Annotated in this window: 17 protein-coding genes; all 17 read left to right on the top strand. The window is 45.9% G+C overall.

Features of this window, described 5'->3' with window-relative positions:
- Positions 1–4: 4 nt before the first annotated feature.
- The 17 genes from cmk to MMY95_RS09370 all read left to right on the top strand — a co-directional run bounded on the left by cmk (position 5) and on the right by MMY95_RS09370 (position 17239).
- Positions 5–691, top strand: coding sequence for a (d)CMP kinase (gene cmk / locus MMY95_RS09290; protein ID WP_241277615.1), 687 nt, complete (start codon positions 5–7; stop codon positions 689–691).
- An 89-nt stretch (positions 692–780) separates the two neighbouring features.
- A complete protein-coding gene (rpsA, locus tag MMY95_RS09295) occupies positions 781–2070 on the top strand; it encodes a 30S ribosomal protein S1 (protein WP_104795723.1) in 1290 nt (429 codons plus the stop codon).
- A gap of 134 nt (positions 2071–2204) precedes the next feature.
- Entirely contained in the window at positions 2205–3515 is a 1311-nt protein-coding gene (der, locus tag MMY95_RS09300) for a ribosome biogenesis GTPase Der (protein WP_016511644.1), read from the top strand.
- 250 nt (positions 3516–3765) lie between these two features.
- Positions 3766–4041 (top strand): HU family DNA-binding protein, encoded by a 276-nt coding sequence (locus MMY95_RS09305; RefSeq protein WP_003640587.1) that lies wholly within the window; start codon positions 3766–3768, stop codon positions 4039–4041.
- 211 nt (positions 4042–4252) lie between these two features.
- Positions 4253–5521 (top strand): tetratricopeptide repeat protein, encoded by a 1269-nt coding sequence (locus tag MMY95_RS09310; RefSeq protein ID WP_003644434.1) that lies wholly within the window; start codon positions 4253–4255, stop codon positions 5519–5521.
- 110 nt (positions 5522–5631) lie between these two features.
- A complete protein-coding gene (locus tag MMY95_RS09315; protein WP_011101579.1) occupies positions 5632–6429 on the top strand; it encodes a Cof-type HAD-IIB family hydrolase in 798 nt (265 codons plus the stop codon).
- Positions 6430–6714: 285 nt separating this feature from the next.
- Entirely contained in the window at positions 6715–7500 is a 786-nt protein-coding gene (dapB, locus tag MMY95_RS09320) for a 4-hydroxy-tetrahydrodipicolinate reductase (RefSeq protein WP_003640583.1), read from the top strand.
- Positions 7497–8720 (top strand): CCA tRNA nucleotidyltransferase, encoded by a 1224-nt coding sequence (locus MMY95_RS09325; RefSeq protein WP_053267883.1) that lies wholly within the window; start codon positions 7497–7499, stop codon positions 8718–8720. The genes dapB and MMY95_RS09325 overlap by 4 nt, the downstream gene beginning before the upstream one ends.
- A 56-nt stretch (positions 8721–8776) precedes the next feature.
- Entirely contained in the window at positions 8777–9229 is a 453-nt protein-coding gene (locus MMY95_RS09330) for a hypothetical protein (protein ID WP_003640581.1), read from the top strand.
- Between the two features lie 185 nt (positions 9230–9414).
- Complete coding sequence (locus MMY95_RS09335) at positions 9415–11325, top strand: ABC-F family ATP-binding cassette domain-containing protein (RefSeq protein WP_024002767.1); 1911 nt, start codon at positions 9415–9417, stop codon at positions 11323–11325.
- A 12-nt stretch (positions 11326–11337) separates the two neighbouring features.
- Complete coding sequence (locus MMY95_RS09340; protein WP_013355564.1) at positions 11338–12288, top strand: thymidylate synthase; 951 nt, start codon at positions 11338–11340, stop codon at positions 12286–12288.
- 9 nt (positions 12289–12297) lie between these two features.
- Positions 12298–12789, top strand: coding sequence for a dihydrofolate reductase (locus MMY95_RS09345; protein WP_003640578.1), 492 nt, complete (start codon positions 12298–12300; stop codon positions 12787–12789).
- Positions 12790–12895: 106 nt separating this feature from the next.
- Positions 12896–13747, top strand: a complete 852-nt coding sequence (locus MMY95_RS09350) for a DegV family protein (protein WP_003640577.1) — start codon at positions 12896–12898, stop codon at positions 13745–13747.
- A 128-nt stretch (positions 13748–13875) separates the two neighbouring features.
- Positions 13876–14841 carry an SGNH/GDSL hydrolase family protein gene (locus MMY95_RS09355; RefSeq protein WP_241277616.1) on the top strand — a complete coding sequence of 322 codons (966 nt, stop codon included), beginning with the start codon at positions 13876–13878 and terminating at the stop codon, positions 14839–14841.
- A gap of 12 nt (positions 14842–14853) precedes the next feature.
- On the top strand, positions 14854–15498 hold the full coding sequence (locus MMY95_RS09360) for a YpmS family protein (RefSeq protein ID WP_085439335.1): 645 nt from the start codon (positions 14854–14856) through the stop codon (positions 15496–15498).
- A gap of 11 nt (positions 15499–15509) precedes the next feature.
- Entirely contained in the window at positions 15510–15731 is a 222-nt protein-coding gene (locus MMY95_RS09365; protein WP_003640574.1) for a YozE family protein, read from the top strand.
- Positions 15732–15760: 29 nt separating this feature from the next.
- Complete coding sequence (locus tag MMY95_RS09370) at positions 15761–17239, top strand: S41 family peptidase (RefSeq protein ID WP_003640573.1); 1479 nt, start codon at positions 15761–15763, stop codon at positions 17237–17239.
- Positions 17240–17339 lie beyond the last annotated feature (100 nt).

Genomic DNA, 17339 nt, shown 5'->3' on the forward strand with positions numbered 1-17339 from the left:
GTTAATGGCTAAGCAAGCATTACAGGTGGCCATCGATGGTCCGGCTTCAGCTGGCAAGAGTACCGTAGCCAAACTCGTTGCAAAACGGTTTGGCTATATTTATGTGGATACTGGTGCCATGTATCGGGCAGTCACGTACTGGGCAATGCAACAGCACGTTGATTTAGCAGACGAAGCGGCTGTGATTACGGCAATGAAGTCGCTCAAGATCAGTTTTAAACCCGGCGAGCCGGATCAACTGGTTTTTGCTAATCAGGAAGATATTACGGCGGCGATACGCCAACCAGACGTGACGAATAACGTCTCGACGATTGCGGCGTTACCACAGGTGCGTACGATTTTAACTGAACAACAGCGAGAGATGGCCAATGCAGGTGGGATCGTGATGGACGGTCGTGATATTGGGACAACGGTATTGCCAAATGCTGAAGTTAAGATCTTTTTATTTGCTTCAGCGGCTGAACGGGCTAAGCGTCGATACGCCGAAAATGTAAAAAAAGGGATCGACACGCCCTTGGCTCAGCTACAGGCTGAGATCGAATTACGTGACCACAAAGATTCAACGCGTAAAGTGTCACCATTAACACAAGCAACGGACGCCACACTTGTTGATACGACGCCAATGTCAATCGATGAAGTTGTTGCTGCCATTGCCAAAATTATTACAAAAAAACAAAGTTCAACAATCTAATTGCATTAACTTAATGCTTTTAGCTAGCTTTTCATTGCATTTTCAGCTATGATATAGGTTAGAGTTATTGTTGACAGGAGGAAATTTGCATGAGTGAAAACGAAAACAGCCAAGAGAAAAATGAACTTTTAGACGCTTTAAACAGCGTTGAAGAAGTAAACGTCGGTGACGTTGTTAAGGGTGAAGTCTTAGCAATCGACGACGACAAACAAGTAATTGTTGGTATCCAAGGTACCGGTGTTGAAGGGGTCGTTCCTTTGAAGGAACTCTCAACACAACGGGTTGACGATGTCAACGAAGCCGCTAAAGTCGGTGATGTATTAGACTTGGTTGTCATTTCTCGAATTGGCAGCGACAAGGAAAACGGCAGTTATTTACTGTCACATCGTCGGTTAGAAGCTCGCAAAGTTTGGGACGATGTTGAAAAAGAATACGAAGCAGGTCATATGATTAAAGCTCCGGTAACGCAAGTTGTTAAGGGCGGGTTAGTCGTTGACGCTGGTGTTCGTGGCTTCATCCCTGCCTCAATGATTGATGATCATTATGTTGAAGATTTAAATGCCTATAAAGGCCAAGAACTTGAACTTAAGATTATTGAAATTGAACCTAGCGAAAATCGCTTGATCTTATCACACCGTGCCGTTGTTGAAAAGCAACGCGAAGCACAACGTGAAGAAGCTTTGAAGACCTTACAAGCTGGTGATGTCGTTGAAGGTAAAGTTGCTCGTTTAACGAACTTCGGTGCCTTTGTTGACCTCGGCGGAATTGATGGTTTGGTTCACGTTTCAGAAATCTCATACGAACGGGTTGAAAAGCCTGCTGATGTATTGAAGGTTGGTCAAGAAGTCACGGTTAAGATTTTATCCGTTGATGCTGACCGCGAACGGGTTTCATTATCAATCAAAGCAACCTTACCAGAACCTTGGGATGGTATTGAAGAAAAAGCACCACAAGGGGCTGTACTTGATGGTAAAGTTAAGCGTTTGACGAGTTTTGGTGCCTTTGTGGAAGTCTTCCCTGGTGTTGAAGGGTTAGTTCACATTTCACAAATCTCACACCAACACATTGCAACACCAAACGATGTCTTAAAAGTTGGTCAAGAAATCAAAGTCAAAGTCTTAGACGTTCGTCCAGACGAAAAGCGGTTAGCTTTATCAATTAAAGCTTTGGAAGAAAAGCCACAAACTGCTGACGATGACAACGAAAGTCAACCAGAACGTCGGAGTAACAATAACCGTCGTCGTAACAACAACCGGGACAACCGGACTGCTAGCGAACGTTCAACGGCTAATGCTCCTGAAGAATCAACTGGTTTCACTTTAGGTGATTTGATCGGTGACGAATTGAAGAATGCTGAAAGCAACAATGATGAAAACTAATCATTGATTGATTAAAAATACCCTTCAAGCTTGCCTTGAAGGATATTTTTTTAGGAACAGATTAGTTGGTGTTACCAATTAATTTGAGACTCGTAGCAGGAACCTGACGCTACGAGGGTAAAGGAGGAATTAATATGGCAAAACCAGTCGTCGCCATTGTTGGGCGACCAAACGTTGGTAAATCCACGATTTTTAATCGGATTGCGGGTGATCGGATCTCGATTGTTGAAGATACACCGGGTGTGACTCGTGACCGGATTTACGCTAACAGTGAATGGCTTGGTCAAGAATTCAGTTTGATCGATACGGGTGGGATCGATATCGAAGATGCCCCATTCATTAAACAGATCACACAGCAAGCCGAAATTGCAATCGATGAAGCTGATGTCATTATTTATTTAGTTAGCATCAAAGAAGGCGTCACGGACGCTGATGAACACGTTGCCCAAATCTTGTACCGGTCGAACAAACCGGTCGTGCTGGGTGTTAATAAAGTCGATAACCCTGAACTTCGGAGTGAAGTCTATGACTTTTATTCCCTTGGCTTTGGCGATCCGTACCCTATCTCAGGTGCGCATGGACTCGGACTTGGGGACTTGCTCGATGCTGTTATCAAAAACTTTCCTGAAAAAAGTGGGGAGGACGAACCGGGGACGATTCGTTTCAGTTTAATTGGCCGCCCGAACGTGGGTAAGTCATCAATTGTCAACGCCTTGCTGGGTGAAGACCGGGTCATCGTTTCTGACGTGGCTGGGACAACCCGGGATGCCATTGATACCAAGTTTACTGATCAGGATGGTGACCGGTTTGTGATGGTCGATACGGCCGGTATCCGTAAAAAAGGAAAAGTTTACGAAAATACCGAGCGTTATAGCGTCATGCGTGCACTCAAGGCAATCGATAATAGTGACGTGGCACTCTTTGTCATCAATGGTGAAGAAGGCATTCGTGAGCAGGATAAGCGGGTTGCTGGTTATGCGCATGAAGCGGGTAAGGGTATTATCATCGTGGTCAATAAGTGGGATCTGGTTAAGAAAGACAACCACACCATGCAAGAATTCGAAGCGTATATTCGTGATCAGTTCGTTTACTTGAGCTATGCGCCGATTATTTTTGTCTCTGCTAAGACTAATCAACGTTTGGAGCAACTACCCGCGTTGATTAAGAAAGTCAATATGAACCATATGCGGCGGATTCAGTCGTCCGTTTTAAATGACGTTATTATGGATGCGATTGCGATGAATCCGACACCGAGTGACAATGGTAAGCGGCTACGGGTTTACTATGCCACTCAGGTGGCGATTCAACCCCCAACTTTTGTGGTCTTTGTGAATGACCCTGATATGATGCACTTTTCATATGAACGGTTCCTTGAAAATCAAATTCGGAATGCCTTTGATTTTAGTGGTACGCCGATCCACATGATCGAACGGCGACGTAAGTAGGCTAAAGCGCGTAAAATCAGCATTTTAGCACATTATTTGATTGATGTAAACGATTATCATCTTTTTGCGCTATTTTCGCTGAAAAGGCTAAAAAAGCTTGCTATTACAGCATTCCTATGCTATCTTTGATGAAGAAATGATGCTTGTTATCGTTTCTCTCATTTTTGGACCACTCAAAAATGATCATCTGGATCAACGATGTTAAAAAGCACGGCGATCCTTCACTCTGTAACGGGGAGGTGAATCAAACATGGCAAACAAAGCTGAATTAGTTAACAACGTTGCTGCGGCAACTAACTTAACGAAGAAAGACGCAACTGCTGCAGTTGACGCAGTCTTTGCATCAATCCAAGACACTCTTGCAAAGGGTGAAAAAGTTCAACTGATCGGATTTGGTAACTTTGAAGTACGTGAACGTGCAGCTCGTAAGGGCCGTAACCCACAAACTGGTGACGAAATCCAAATTCCTGCAAGCAAAGTACCTGCATTTAAGCCAGGGAAAGCTTTAAAGGACGCAGTTAAATAATGCATATCAGTTAATGAAATGCAAACATGAAAGCCAGTATAGCGACCGTTATACTGGCTTTTTTGCTGTCGTCTGCGGTATGATAGACTGTCAGGTCAAGCGATTAACAGCTGGTATCCCATGTGACGATATCAGGCTGACTATTGAAATAAATGATGAAACCATGGCGACTAAATGAAGTCGTTTCTTAGTGGTTTAAAGGATGGGTGTAATGAGTTATTCAGAAAAAATGCTCGCAGCACTATCAAACGGGCAAATTGACACGGCCAAAAAGCACTTTGCATGGGCCTTACGTAAGGACGATGACCAGACGCTGTATAGTCTGGCTGAAGAATTGTACGGTTTGGGCTTTTTAAAGCAAGCGGAACGGACTTATAAGAAGTTACTGGCTAAGTATCCCGATGAGGACGACTTACGGACAAGTCTGGCTGATATTGCCATCGATGAGGACGATACGGACCTGGCACTCGACTATTTACAACAAGTTAAGCCAGACTCACCGGCATACGTTCAAGCGTTGTTAGTTGAGGCCGATCTATACCAGACCCAAGAGTTATTTGAAGTCAGTGAGCAAAAACTCAAGGAAGCCTATCAGCTGGCACCGGACGAACCAGTTGTCGAATTTGCGCTCGCAGAATTTTACTTCTTGATTCGTAACTACGGTCAGGCGACTCGCTTCTACTTGGACTTGATCAAGCAGGGACAACTAGAGATCTCTAAAGTTAACTTAGTTGAACGACTAGGGGTGGCTTATGCTGAGTCCGGGCGCTTTGAGCAGGCGGTGGGCTATTTAGAACAAATCAAGCCTGCCAAGCTCACGCCGGACAGCCAGTTTGAATTAGGCTTCACTTATTTGCAATTAAACGAACCCCAGAAGGCTGTTGATATCTTCGACAAACTGCGGGAACAAGACAATCAGTATGCGTCCCTGTATCCATACTTGGCCCAGGCCCAAGAACAACTTCATCAACTGGACAAGGCGTTATTAACCTTACAAGAAGGTTTAGCGGTCGACCAGTACAATGAGCAGCTGTACTTGCAAACTGCCCGCTTAGCCTTGAAATTAGACGATCAGGAATTAGCTGAAAAGTATTTACGGGAAGGCTTGAGTATTGACCCTGATAATTTGACTACGGTATTGGAACTGTCTAATTTGTTAGTTCAGCGGGAACGTTATCAAGACAATATCGACTTGTTGGATCAATATTTGCAAAGTAATGAGTTTGATCCACAGTTCTACTGGAACTTGGCAATCTCTAATGACCGGCTCGATCATTTTCAGGCGGCTAAGGATAATTACGAAGCGGCTTATCCGTTCTTTGAACATAACAAAGATTTCCTTAAACCAGCAATTTATTTCTTCCGCGAAGCAGGAATGGCCGACAGTGCCGTGGCAGCGTTGCGGAATTATCTAACGATTGAACCAGATGATGGTGAAATGGTTGCGATGCTAGAAGACTACGAGGATCAGGGCTACTAGGCCTTTAGTTCTTCACCGCTTGCTGAGAGTTTCATTCCTAAAGTTATTGAAACCACTTTCAATTTTGGTAAAATGAACGTATATCAAATTCAAGTGAGGCGTTTACTATCGTGAAAGTAGCTATAATTGCCACCGATTTAGATGGCACGTTTTTGAGAGACGACCATCAGTTTGATCACCATCGGTTTCAGGCCCAGTTGGATCAAATGAATGCTCAGGGCCAGCACTTTGTTGTGGCGAGCGGCAATCAGCTGCAACATTGTATTGATGTTTTTGACGGGATCAACGGTGAATTGACCTATGTGGCTGAAAATGGCGGGTTAGTCATTGATAATCACGGCAACGTGTTGGCTGAAAGCTTGATTGAGCCGGCGCTTTATCAGGAACTGTTAATTTACGTGGCGACTGAACCAGCACTGGCTGGTGCTGAGATCTCGGTCTCCGGCAAGCAAGGGGCATATATTCGGCCCCAAGATGACAGTCCGATCATGCGGTACTATTTGAGCCGGCTGCAAGTGGTGCCATCGCTATCAGCAATTGATGACCATATCTATAAAGCGACTTTTAGTTGGCAAGCCACGGATGCTGATGCGCACGCCGCTTTGATCAATCAGCAATTTGCTGGCCGGTTACGTGCGACTGTCAGCGGTGGTAATGGGCTTGACGTCATTCCACCACATGTTAACAAGGCAACCGGGCTTGCTTATCTCCAGCAACATTGGCACGTTGCCCCTAGTCAAACGGCCGCGTTCGGTGATAACGGTAATGATCTTGAAATGCTACGGGAGGCTGATTACAGTTTTGCGATGCAAAATGCGATTGCACCCGTCAAAGAGATGGCTACGTATCTTACGTCACATGACAATAATCATGATGGGGTGTTAGCGACGATTGACACGTTAATTTAGCGTCACCAGGTGTTGTTGGCGGCCGAAATATATAAGCAAATAGTGTTCGACCGAGCGGGACTACGCTTTGAGTCAGACACTATTTTTTATTCATATCAGTGTTATAGGACGGACGTGGCTCGTCTCACAAAGTAGCAAGTTAATTAGCGGGACCGTTTTAGCCATTGGGTACGAACAAAATGGGGCTAGTTTAACAGTTTAAACAGGTTCGGCGAGGATTCTCCTGCCTAATTTGGCAATTGTCTGCTAAAATATAATTAGCTTAATCTTGAGGAGGAATTTATTGTGGTAAAAGTAATTGTTGCCGGCTATAAGGGTCGGATGGGTAGTACGGCTGCTCAGATGGTCATTGATAATCCTGATTTTGAATTAGTTGGGGTCTATGACGCGCGCAGTGGAGAACAAAATCTAGGTGAGGACGACCGCTTTAAGGGTCAAGACGTGCCAGCTTTTCATGATTTAGACCAAATTAAGACGGATGCCACGGTCTGGATCGACTTTACGATTCCAACCGCCGTTTATGAAAATGCAAAGTTTGCACTTAACCATGGTATTTCGCCTGTTATTGGGACTACTGGGATGACCGATGAACAAGTTGCCGAGTTGCAAAAATTAGCAAAGGACAAGCAAGTGGGCGGCCTCATTGCGCCTAACTTTGGGATCAGTGCCGTCTTACTCATGCAATTTGCCCAACAAGCAGCGAAGTACTTCCCAGATGTTGAAATTATCGAGATGCATCATGACGATAAGATTGACTCGCCAAGTGGTACTGCTATCAGTACTGCTAAGAAGATTGCTGAAGTTCGGCAACCAAAGGAACAAGGTAATCCTGACGCAACTGAAACTCTACCTGGCGCACGTGGTGCCGAATATGAAGGGATGCGGATTCACGCGGTTCGGTTACCTGGACTAGTGGCGCACGAAGAGGTCATGTTTGGCGGCCCTGGTGAAGGGTTAACGATTCGCCAAGATTCCTTTGACCGGATCTCATTTATGACTGGTGTCAAAGTGGCGGTTGAAAAAGTTAACCAGTATCACGAACTCTTTGTTGGTTTGGAGCACTTACTATGATTTTGACGCAGTTGCCAGCTGAGTTTCAAGCAGCTAAGCCGATTATTGAGACGATCGAAGCGGCCGGCTATGAGGCGTACTTTGTTGGTGGGTGTGTTCGCGATACGATTTTGGGCAAGCCCCTACATGACGTCGATATTGCGACCAGCGCGTTTCCGGCTGAAGTCAAACAATTATTTAAACGGACGGTTGATACGGGAATCGAGCACGGAACGGTGATGATCTTAGATCACGGCAATGGTTATGAAACGACGACGTTTCGGACTGAATCTGGTTACCAAGATTTTCGCCGCCCTGATCATGTTACGTTCGTCCGATCATTGAAAGAGGACCTGAAGCGCCGGGATTTCACAATCAACGCCTTAGCCATGACTGCTAACGGTGAAGTGATTGATCTGTTTGACGGGGTAGCAGATATGGAACAAGGAATCTTACGCGCCGTTGGAGTGGCTGAAGAACGGTTTCACGAAGATGCGCTGCGGATGATGCGTGCCGTTCGGTTTGCAAGTCAGTTAGGCTTTACCATTGAATCACAGACCGAACAAGCGATTGCCGATAATGCGGCGTTGTTGGCGAAAATTGCCGTGGAACGGACGCGTGTCGAGTGGGAGAAGCTGCTGATGGGGCAGCACCCAGTTGCTGGTTTGACCGGCTTGCTGACCACTGACTTGTATCGTTATATGCCCGCAATGGCTGATCAAGAAGCGATGCTGCGGCAGTTAATGGCACTTCCAGCTTGGCATTTGCCGAGTATTGAAAGTACTTGGACCTTGCTTAGCTGGACCATGCAACGGACTGACGAAGTGGCTGTTCGCCAGTTGTTAAAGACGTGGAAGACGAGCAATGAGCTGATTAATCACGTGACGGCTGCTATTAAAGCGCTGATGGCGTTAAAACACAACGGTCAGTTAACTGCGCAGGAGAACTTTTATACGGGCTTAGAGGCGCTGAAAACGGCTAATCAGGTGGCTACGATTTTAGGCTTTGGCCAGGACCAAGCACAATTGGTGCAATCTTATGCTAACTTACCAATCCATGACAAGCATGAATTGGCCATTAACGGTGGCGATTTATTGAAAGCTAAATTGGTGACGCCTGGGCCAATGATGGGTCAAATTCTAGCGGCTTGCTTACAGGCCGTGGTGATGAAACAGGTCCCAAATCAGCAGGATGCTTTGCTTGATTTTGCAAGGATGGTAGCGGATTCAAAAAACCATTGATATTTTCTATGAATCTGTTACGATTAAAGTGAAACTAATTCAATGAGGTGATTTGAATGGAACGAGCATTAGAAGCATTGAAATTTCATTTTCGGAATGGTGACACTTGGACAGTTCATCATCAAGATATCTCTGACCTGTGGATCGGCCGGGTAACGACGAGTTACGGTCGAATTAAGGGTGGCCATATGACCATCATTCATCCTTGTAAATCATTTAAGGCTGAATTTAAACCTGACGCTGATGCGATCGATCCGGACACGACCCAACTATCATCCGTGACAAGTGGGATGTTTGAACGGGTGACACATTATCAAGACATTGAAAAAATTGACATCCTGTTTGGCGACGAACGTGGTAGTGAACAAATTTACTTGCCATTCAAGCCACGGGATGCGGATGGTATCGACAACATCTATCAGACGAGCTCATTAGCCAGCGATGGAAAATTACACTTAGTCGTTGATGATGAACGGACCGTCTTTGATGTTTATGGTGATCATAACTAATAAGGTGTTGCCAAACAACTCTTGGGGCCGAGTGAGCCTCAGGAGTTTTTTTGTGACTCACGCCCCAATCAAATCGATGATCGTTAGGAAATATTAACGTTGATTTGCGCGTTTGTCAGTTGTGTTTTAAGCCGATTCTAGCTAAGATAGAACTTAATGATGTAAAAAAAGGGTGGATCGTAACAATGCAAACTTTAAGAGCAGAAAATCTGACCCGAACTTATGGTGAGAAGACGTTATTTCACGATATTTCATTTATTGTGAATGAACATGACCGGATTGGTGTCATTGGCGTTAACGGGTCCGGGAAAACGAATTTATTAGACGTATTAGCCGGGATTACGGCACCGGAAGCCGGTCAACTGGTGATGCCCAAAAATTATACGATTGGTTATTTAAAGCAAAAGCCGGAACTTGACCAGAATCTGACAGTCATTGATGCCGTTTTGGCCGGTAGTCAGCAAGTCTTTCGAACGATTCGCCACTACGAGCAAACGTTGGCCGCTTATGCTGATCATCCCGAAGACCAAGCGACCCAAAAAGCTTACGTGGCCGCTGAGGATCGTATGAACCAAGAGGATGCTTGGACGGCTGAAAGTGATGTCAAAACGATTTTGACACAACTGCACATTACCGACCTGACGCAGACCGTCAGTCAGATGTCGGGGGGCCAACAGAAGCGGGTGGGCCTGGCGCAAGTGTTGATTCAATCACCGGATCTTTTATTACTAGACGAACCGACCAACCATCTTGATTTTGACTCAATTGAGTGGTTAGAAAGCTATTTAGCTAGTTATAAGGGTGCTTTGATCGTCGTGACCCATGACCGGTATTTCTTGGACCAAGTCGCCAACCAGATGTTTGAATTGTCATTTGGCGAGCTGCATAAATATACGGGAAATTACCAAGATTTCGTGCAAGCGAAAGCCGAACGGGTCGCCCGTGACGTGTTAGCTGAACATAAGCAACAGCAGCTGTACAAAAAGGAACTGGCTTGGATGCGTGCGGGAGCACCCGCGCGTAGCACGAAGCAACAGGGGCGCATCAATCGGTTCAATGATTTGAAGGATAATTTGAATACGCTCCAAGTTGATAACGATGTTGATATTTCGCTCGGTCAGCAGCGTTTGGGTAAGAAAGTGATCGAGTTAAAGGACGCGAGCTTGCAGTTTGATCGGCAAACCATCCTGGATCACTTTTCGATGTTGATCCAAGCCAATGACCGCATCGGCATCACTGGAATAAACGGTGCCGGGAAATCTAGTTTATTGAATGTGATTGCGGGTCGACTGCCACTTGATAGTGGGACCGTGACGATCGGTGAGACCGTCAAGATGGCCTATTATACTCAACAGACCGAACCGATTCCGGGCGACAAGCGCATCATTAATTACTTGCAAGATGTCGGTGAGACGGTCTTGAATAAGCAGGGCGAGCATGTTTCAGTGACTGAGTTACTAGAAGAGTTTCTGTTCCCACGTTCGATGCACGGCACGCTGATTCGCAAGTTATCTGGGGGCGAACAGCGCCGGTTATACTTGCTGAAGTTGTTGATGCAACAGCCGAACGTCCTCTTATTGGACGAACCGACTAATGATTTGGATATTGGTACGTTAACGGTGTTGGAGAACTACCTCGATGATTTTGCCGGGACCGTCATCACCGTTTCCCATGACCGCTATTTTTTGGACAAGGTCGGCACGAAACTACTGATTTTTGATGGTCAGGGGCATATTGAACGCTATTCTGGCCGTTTCTCCAGTTATTTGAAGGATCAAAAAGACGCGGCCAAGCCCGCAGCCAAGGCCACTGCGATAAAAACTACGGCTAAGCCGGTCACGGATGACTCGACCGCACCATTGGCCAAGAAAGCCAAAGTCAAGCTGACTTACGCGGAACAGCTCGAATACGACAAGATCGAAGGGGTTATCGAGCAATTGGATAGCCATAAGAGTGAGATCGAAGCGGCGATGGCTGCCAATGCCAGTGATTATGGCAAGTTGGCTGATTTGCAAAAAGAATTGACTAAGACGGAACAAACGATTGATGAGAAGATGGATCGCTGGGACTACCTCAGCCAGTATGCAGAAGCCTGAAAGGATGATCGCATGTTAGAAGATAGTTATTTACAACTCGCGCGCACCATTTTAGAACACGGCACGTATAAGGATGACCGTACCGGCACGGGAACATACAGTGTGTTTGGTTATCAGATGCGCTTTGATCTGAGTCAAGGTTTCCCGTTATTGACGACCAAAAAAGTTCCCTTTGGCCTGATCAAGAGCGAATTACTATGGTTTTTGCATGGTGATACGAATATTCAGTATTTATTGCAACATCACAACCATATCTGGGACGAATGGGCGTTCAAAAATTGGGTTACGAGTGCCGATTATGACGGCCCTGATATGACGAATTTTGAACACCGCCGGCTAGATGATCCCGATTTTGCGTCGATTTATCAAGCTCAGATGCAGACCTTTGATGACCAGATCTTGACAGACGACGCGTTTGCGGCCAAGTATGGTAATTTGGGTGACGTTTACGGTGCGCAATGGCGTCACTGGCAAACGCGTCAGGGAAAGACGATCGATCAAATTGCCAATGTGATTGAAATGATCAAGACGCATCCGGATTCGCGGCGGTTAATCGTTTCCGCTTGGAATCCAGAAGATGTGCCGAACATGGCGTTACCACCGTGTCATACTCTGTTTCAATTCTATGTCGCGGATGGTAAGCTCTCTTGCCAACTCTACCAACGTTCAGGCGATGTCTTCCTAGGTGTGCCATTCAATATTGCGAGTTATGCGTTACTAACACATCTGATTGCTAAGGAGACGGGCCTAGCAGTGGGCGAGTTCGTGCACACGTTGGGTGACGCGCACATTTATACTAACCATGTGGAACAAGTTAAAACGCAGTTGACCCGGCAACCTCGGCCAGCACCCCAGCTGACTTTAAGTGGGGCTCATGACAGTATTTTTGATTACCAAATGAGTGACATTAAGCTCAGTGGTTATGATCCCGCACCGGCAATCAAAGCGCCGGTCGCGATTTAGGAGGCCGCAATGATTGCATTGATATGGGCAGAAGATCAAAATGGCCTGATTGGCAACCAGGGCCAGCTTCCCTGGCATTTACCAGCAGATATGCAGCGGTTCAAAGCGCTGACGACCGGACACCATGTCGTGATGGGGCGCAAGACTTTTGCGGGCTTTAAACGCCCGCTCCCACGGCGGACCAATTGGGTGCTCTCACGTCAGTCTGATTTAAAGTTGCCACCGGAAGTCCATCAACTAGCAGATGTGGCGGCGATCCAAACACTCGCGGCTGCCCATCCGGATGAACCGATTTTTGTCATTGGTGGTGCGGTGGTGTTTGAAGCCGTGTTACCGGTGGCCGATTATTTATATCGGACGCGTATCAACGCAAGGTTTGATGGTGATACTTGGATGCCGGCCGTAGATTACACGCAGTGGCAGCTGGTGAGCCAACAAATTGGGACGGTGGATGAGAAAAATCAATATCCGTACGAATTTGATGATTTCCGCCGTCGTTAATTCAGTGGCAACCGTGAAACTCAGGCAGATTTCTGCTATACTGAAAGCATTAATTTTATTGTAACGATCGTTTAAACGTTACAAGTATAAGAAAGCGTGGCAAAGTATGACGAAAATCAAGATTGTGACCGATTCTTCGGCAAATTTGACGGATGCCGAGGTAAAAAAATACGATATTACCGTGATTCCGTTGACTGTCATGATCGATGGCACCATTTACGTGGAAGATGAAACGATTACGCGTGAAGAATTTATTGACAAGATGGCAACGGCTAAATCTTTACCAAAGACGAGCCAACCGGCACTCGGAACGTTCATTGAAACGTTTGATAAGTTAGGTGCGGATGGCGCGAGTGTGATTTGTATCAATATGCTCGAAGCCATTTCAGGAACAGTGCACACGGCGGAACAAGCGGCTTCGATTACGAAGACCGATGTCACCGTGATCGACGCTCGGACGACCGACCGTGCGATGGCCTTTCAAGTTTTGACTGCTGCTAAGTTAGCCCAGAGTGGTGCTGACAAACAGGCGGTCATCGATCAGATTCATGCGACTCAGGCCCATACCAAGCTATTCATGGGCGTAATGACCCTGAATAACCTCGTTGCTGGTGGTCGAATCAGTCGTCTGACGGGGGCAATCAGTACGCTACTGAATGTTAAGATTGCCTTGGAAGTTGATGACGGCACCCTAGATGTGAAGATGAAGGGGCGCGGTGTTAAGGCGATTAATAAGTTTTTTGATAAGGTTCTCGACGATATTATTGCAACGCCGAACGTCGCCGAAGTTGCAATCTCTCACGTTGGCGCCACGGAGCGCGTGGAAGAATATCGGGCGCGCCTACAAGCGGCTTTACCAAGTCTCAAGATCAGTGTTCAACCAACGGTGCCAATTATTGCGACCCATGGTGGCCCGGGTGCGTTTGCCGTGGAATATCATACGCAAGCGCCAGCGTAAAGTGAGCGGTGTCCCACAGGCGACTTGTCTACGAGCACTAATGGCAAATGGTGATCGTCCCAACAGGGGATGGTGACCATTTTATTGTTCAAAGATGAGTTAGCTCTGATTAAATGGACTGCTCAACGGTGAAGAAAGGTTGGATGCCAATGTCCAAAGTTAAAGAAACCATCAAAATCATTTTAGTGGTGGCGGTGTTATCGGTCGGGGTGTTTTTCGGGGTCAATTATCTGCTGTATCCGCAAAATGAATCGGCGACGACTACCCCAACAACGACTAAAAAGACCACTGCCAAGAAGACGCCCCAAAAGGCGAAAATCAACTTGGTCGCGGTCGGTGACTCCTTAACCGAAGGGGTCGGCGATGAGTCCGAGGGTGGCTACGTTGGTCAGATCAAAAAAACGTTGACGACTAAGCAAAAGCTGAAGGTGACGACCACGAACGCTGGTAAGTCCGGTGATCGGAGTGACCAGATTTTAGCACGCATTAATAAGTTGAAAGTGTTACAACAGAAAATTGCCAAGGCGGATGTGATTACCGTGACGGTTGGCGGTAACGACCTCTTGCAAACGCTCGAAGGGTCCCTAACTTCTAACAATACGGCCAAAAATAACGCGACGGTTGCTAAAGCGCAAACTTTATATGCGAATAAACTAACTAAATTATTTAATAAATTACAAAGTTTGAATGGCACTGCGTCAGTTTTTGTCTTTAGCATCTATAATCCAATTTATGTGAACTTTCCAAATGTGACGTCGATCACGCACTACATTAGCCAGTGGAATGATCAGACACAGACGACGGTTAGTCAATACAAGCACACGTATTTTATGGATATCAATTGGACCATGTCACACGGCCAGTACAAGACGGCAGCCCAGATTCGCAAGTTGAAGAAAGCAGCGAGTGCCACGACCTTAACTAGCTTAACCAGCTCAAAGGCCATTACTGGCGTTTTAGAGGCGGAAAACAAGACGAATGATTTGATTTCGACTGCTGATAATTTCCATCCCAATAAGCGGGGGTATCGTGTGTTTACAACCAAACTGTATCAGACCATGATGGCCCATGATGCGTGGTTAATCAAAAAATAGGGAGTTAATGAGATGCGGGAAGCACAACGAAACAAGCAGGCATCAGCACCTAAAAATCCGAAGACAAATGGTCCAATCAATGTTTGGAAATGGGTCGCCGTTGTCTTGATTGCGTTGATTGTCGGCACCGGTGCTTACGTCGGCACCCAGGTCTTACGATCGCCTAGCGAAAGCACTAGTTTGACGGCTGCAAGCAATACGGATGCGGCTAGTGTGCCGATTACAATGAATCGAAAACAATTAAACGCCCTTGCGAGTTATTATTTGAATAATCTACAAAAGGGCCAAGACATGAAATATCGCTTCGTGGTCCGGTCTACCGGCGCTTATTTGCTCGGAACGACGCAGGTACTGGGTCAGAACGTGTCGTTTGTGATCACGATGCAACCAAGTGTCATCGATAACGGCAATATTTCGTTGAAAGCAACCAATTTATCGGTCGGGACGATGTCCTTGCCAATCAGCTTTGTGATTAATTATATTAATAATAATTACAAGACACCTAAGTGGGTCAAGTTGAATGCCAAGAAGAAGACAATCGACCTCTACTTGAATAAATTAGTTGGTAAACATGATGTTCGTTATAGTGTAGATAAGCTTGATTTGAAGAATAATCAGTTCAAGTTCGAAATGCATATTCCAAAAACTAGTGACTAAGGAGTGAATTCATGCATAAAACATTTTATACATTCTTGATGACGCAACGGAACCCAGACAGTACCGATGCCATTGCCGAATTTGCCAATAATGCGTTTTTGGATCAATCGTTTCCAAAGCAGAGTAAAGATTTTCACGAACTCTCACAATATTTGGAATTGAACGCTGGTTATTTGCCAACGATGACGGTCTTTGATGACGCGTGGCAAGCCTATTTGGCAAGTGAAGCTTAAATTAATTTGTAGGAAAGAGGACGTTCGGTATGCCAGAGGAACCCAAACAAACTAATCCGCACATAAAAAAAGTGCCCCGGCCCAAGCGACGCGTTGGTCTATGGACCTATATTATTTCCATTGTCGTCGCATTAGGCATTGGGGTTGGTGGGACGTACTGGCTGATTGGTCGGCAAGTCAATGCCCAGCTCAGCAGTATGCAGCAGACTAGTAAAGCAATGAAAAAGATCGAATCAGTTTATGAAACGATCAATGAGAATTACTACAAACCGGTCAATGCGAATAAGTTGGCCAACGGTGCCATTAACGGCATGGTCAATTCGTTAGGTGATAAATTTTCCGAGTACATGGACAAGAGCGAGACGGAAAGCTTGAATGACACGATCGACAGTTCGTTTTCTGGAATTGGTGCCCAGGTTCAAAAATCTGGCAACTATGTTCAAATTATTTCACCAATTGCTGGTACGCCAGCTAAGAAAGCTGGTTTGAAACCGAAGGACATTATTAAGGCGGTCAATGGCAAGTCAGTGGCCGGTAAGACCTTGACACAAGCCGTTAGCATGATGCGTGGTAAGATCGGTACGACGGTCAAATTGACGATTGAACGCAGTGGTCAAACCTTTACCGTAAGTTTGAAGCGGGCTAAGATTCCAGTGACGACCGTTGATTATAAGTTAGTCGGTGGCGATAAGAAGATCGGTTATATTACGGTATCGACCTTCTCGACGAATACTGCTAAGGAATTTAAGACGGCGTTGAAGGCACTCGATAAGAAGGGGGCCAAGAAGTTAGTCATCGATATGCGTGGTAATCCTGGCGGGTTGATGACGGCTGCCTTGAAGATGGCCTCAATCTTCTTGAAGAATGGTAAGACGATCATGCAGGTCCAAGCACGCGATGGTTCGACCGAAAAATACACGGCGTCCAAGAAGTATGATGGTGGCTTTAAAGAAACGAAGCCAACGACCGTCTTAATTGATGGTGGGAGTGCTTCGGCAGCTGAAATCTTCTCCGCAGCCTTGCATCAATCGGCAGGTGTTAAACTGGTCGGGTCACAGTCATATGGTAAGGGGACCGTTCAAACGGTGACGACTTTTAATGATAAGACTGAGATGAAGATCACGGTCGCGAAGTGGCTGACACCAAACGGCACTTGGATCAACAAGAAGGGCTTGACACCTGATGTTAAAGCTGATGAGCCGAGTTATGCAAGCTTGACGGTTATTAGCAAGGTCAGTGATTTACAAGCTGACAAGGTCAATAGCAATGTCAAGACGTTCCAGAAGTACTTGCAAGCCTTAGGTTACTTTAAAGGAACCGTTAATGGCTACTTTGGTGATTCAACCACCAGTGCGGTCAAGCAGTATCAAAAGCATGCCAAGTTAACGGTCAATGGCAAGGTCGATAAACAGACACTGACTAAGATCGAGACTGAATTAGCTAATAAGATCAGTGATAATGATCGGGCTTACGATGCAGCAATGAAATTGATTGAAAAGACAAATTAGTTCAAAGCTGATTCGTATATTTTAAAAGGCGTAACCGAAATCCGCATGAAGTGAACCCACAAGTTTGGACAACTAAATTAAGCTGCTAACTGATTGGCAA

Source organism: Lactiplantibacillus sp. ME-2, from assembly GCF_022549155.1.
In the GTDB taxonomy this organism is placed as follows: Bacteria; Bacillota; Bacilli; order Lactobacillales; family Lactobacillaceae; genus Lactiplantibacillus; species Lactiplantibacillus plantarum.

What these genes read in the sequence shown, in the direction of transcription:
- cmk (WP_241277615.1), top strand. Translation starts at nt 5, where the DNA reads ATGGCTAAGCAAGCATTACAGGTGGCCATCGATGGTCCGGCTTCAGCT.
- rpsA (WP_104795723.1), top strand. Translation starts at nt 781, where the DNA reads ATGAGTGAAAACGAAAACAGCCAAGAGAAAAATGAACTTTTAGACGCT.
- der (WP_016511644.1), top strand. Translation starts at nt 2,205, where the DNA reads ATGGCAAAACCAGTCGTCGCCATTGTTGGGCGACCAAACGTTGGTAAA.
- MMY95_RS09305 (WP_003640587.1), top strand. Translation starts at nt 3,766, where the DNA reads ATGGCAAACAAAGCTGAATTAGTTAACAACGTTGCTGCGGCAACTAAC.
- MMY95_RS09310 (WP_003644434.1), top strand. Translation starts at nt 4,253, where the DNA reads ATGAGTTATTCAGAAAAAATGCTCGCAGCACTATCAAACGGGCAAATT.
- MMY95_RS09325 (WP_053267883.1), top strand. Translation starts at nt 7,497, where the DNA reads ATGATTTTGACGCAGTTGCCAGCTGAGTTTCAAGCAGCTAAGCCGATT.
- MMY95_RS09330 (WP_003640581.1), top strand. Translation starts at nt 8,777, where the DNA reads ATGGAACGAGCATTAGAAGCATTGAAATTTCATTTTCGGAATGGTGAC.
- MMY95_RS09335 (WP_024002767.1), top strand. Translation starts at nt 9,415, where the DNA reads ATGCAAACTTTAAGAGCAGAAAATCTGACCCGAACTTATGGTGAGAAG.
- MMY95_RS09340 (WP_013355564.1), top strand. Translation starts at nt 11,338, where the DNA reads ATGTTAGAAGATAGTTATTTACAACTCGCGCGCACCATTTTAGAACAC.
- MMY95_RS09345 (WP_003640578.1), top strand. Translation starts at nt 12,298, where the DNA reads ATGATTGCATTGATATGGGCAGAAGATCAAAATGGCCTGATTGGCAAC.
- MMY95_RS09350 (WP_003640577.1), top strand. Translation starts at nt 12,896, where the DNA reads ATGACGAAAATCAAGATTGTGACCGATTCTTCGGCAAATTTGACGGAT.
- MMY95_RS09360 (WP_085439335.1), top strand. Translation starts at nt 14,854, where the DNA reads ATGCGGGAAGCACAACGAAACAAGCAGGCATCAGCACCTAAAAATCCG.
- MMY95_RS09365 (WP_003640574.1), top strand. Translation starts at nt 15,510, where the DNA reads ATGCATAAAACATTTTATACATTCTTGATGACGCAACGGAACCCAGAC.
- MMY95_RS09370 (WP_003640573.1), top strand. Translation starts at nt 15,761, where the DNA reads ATGCCAGAGGAACCCAAACAAACTAATCCGCACATAAAAAAAGTGCCC.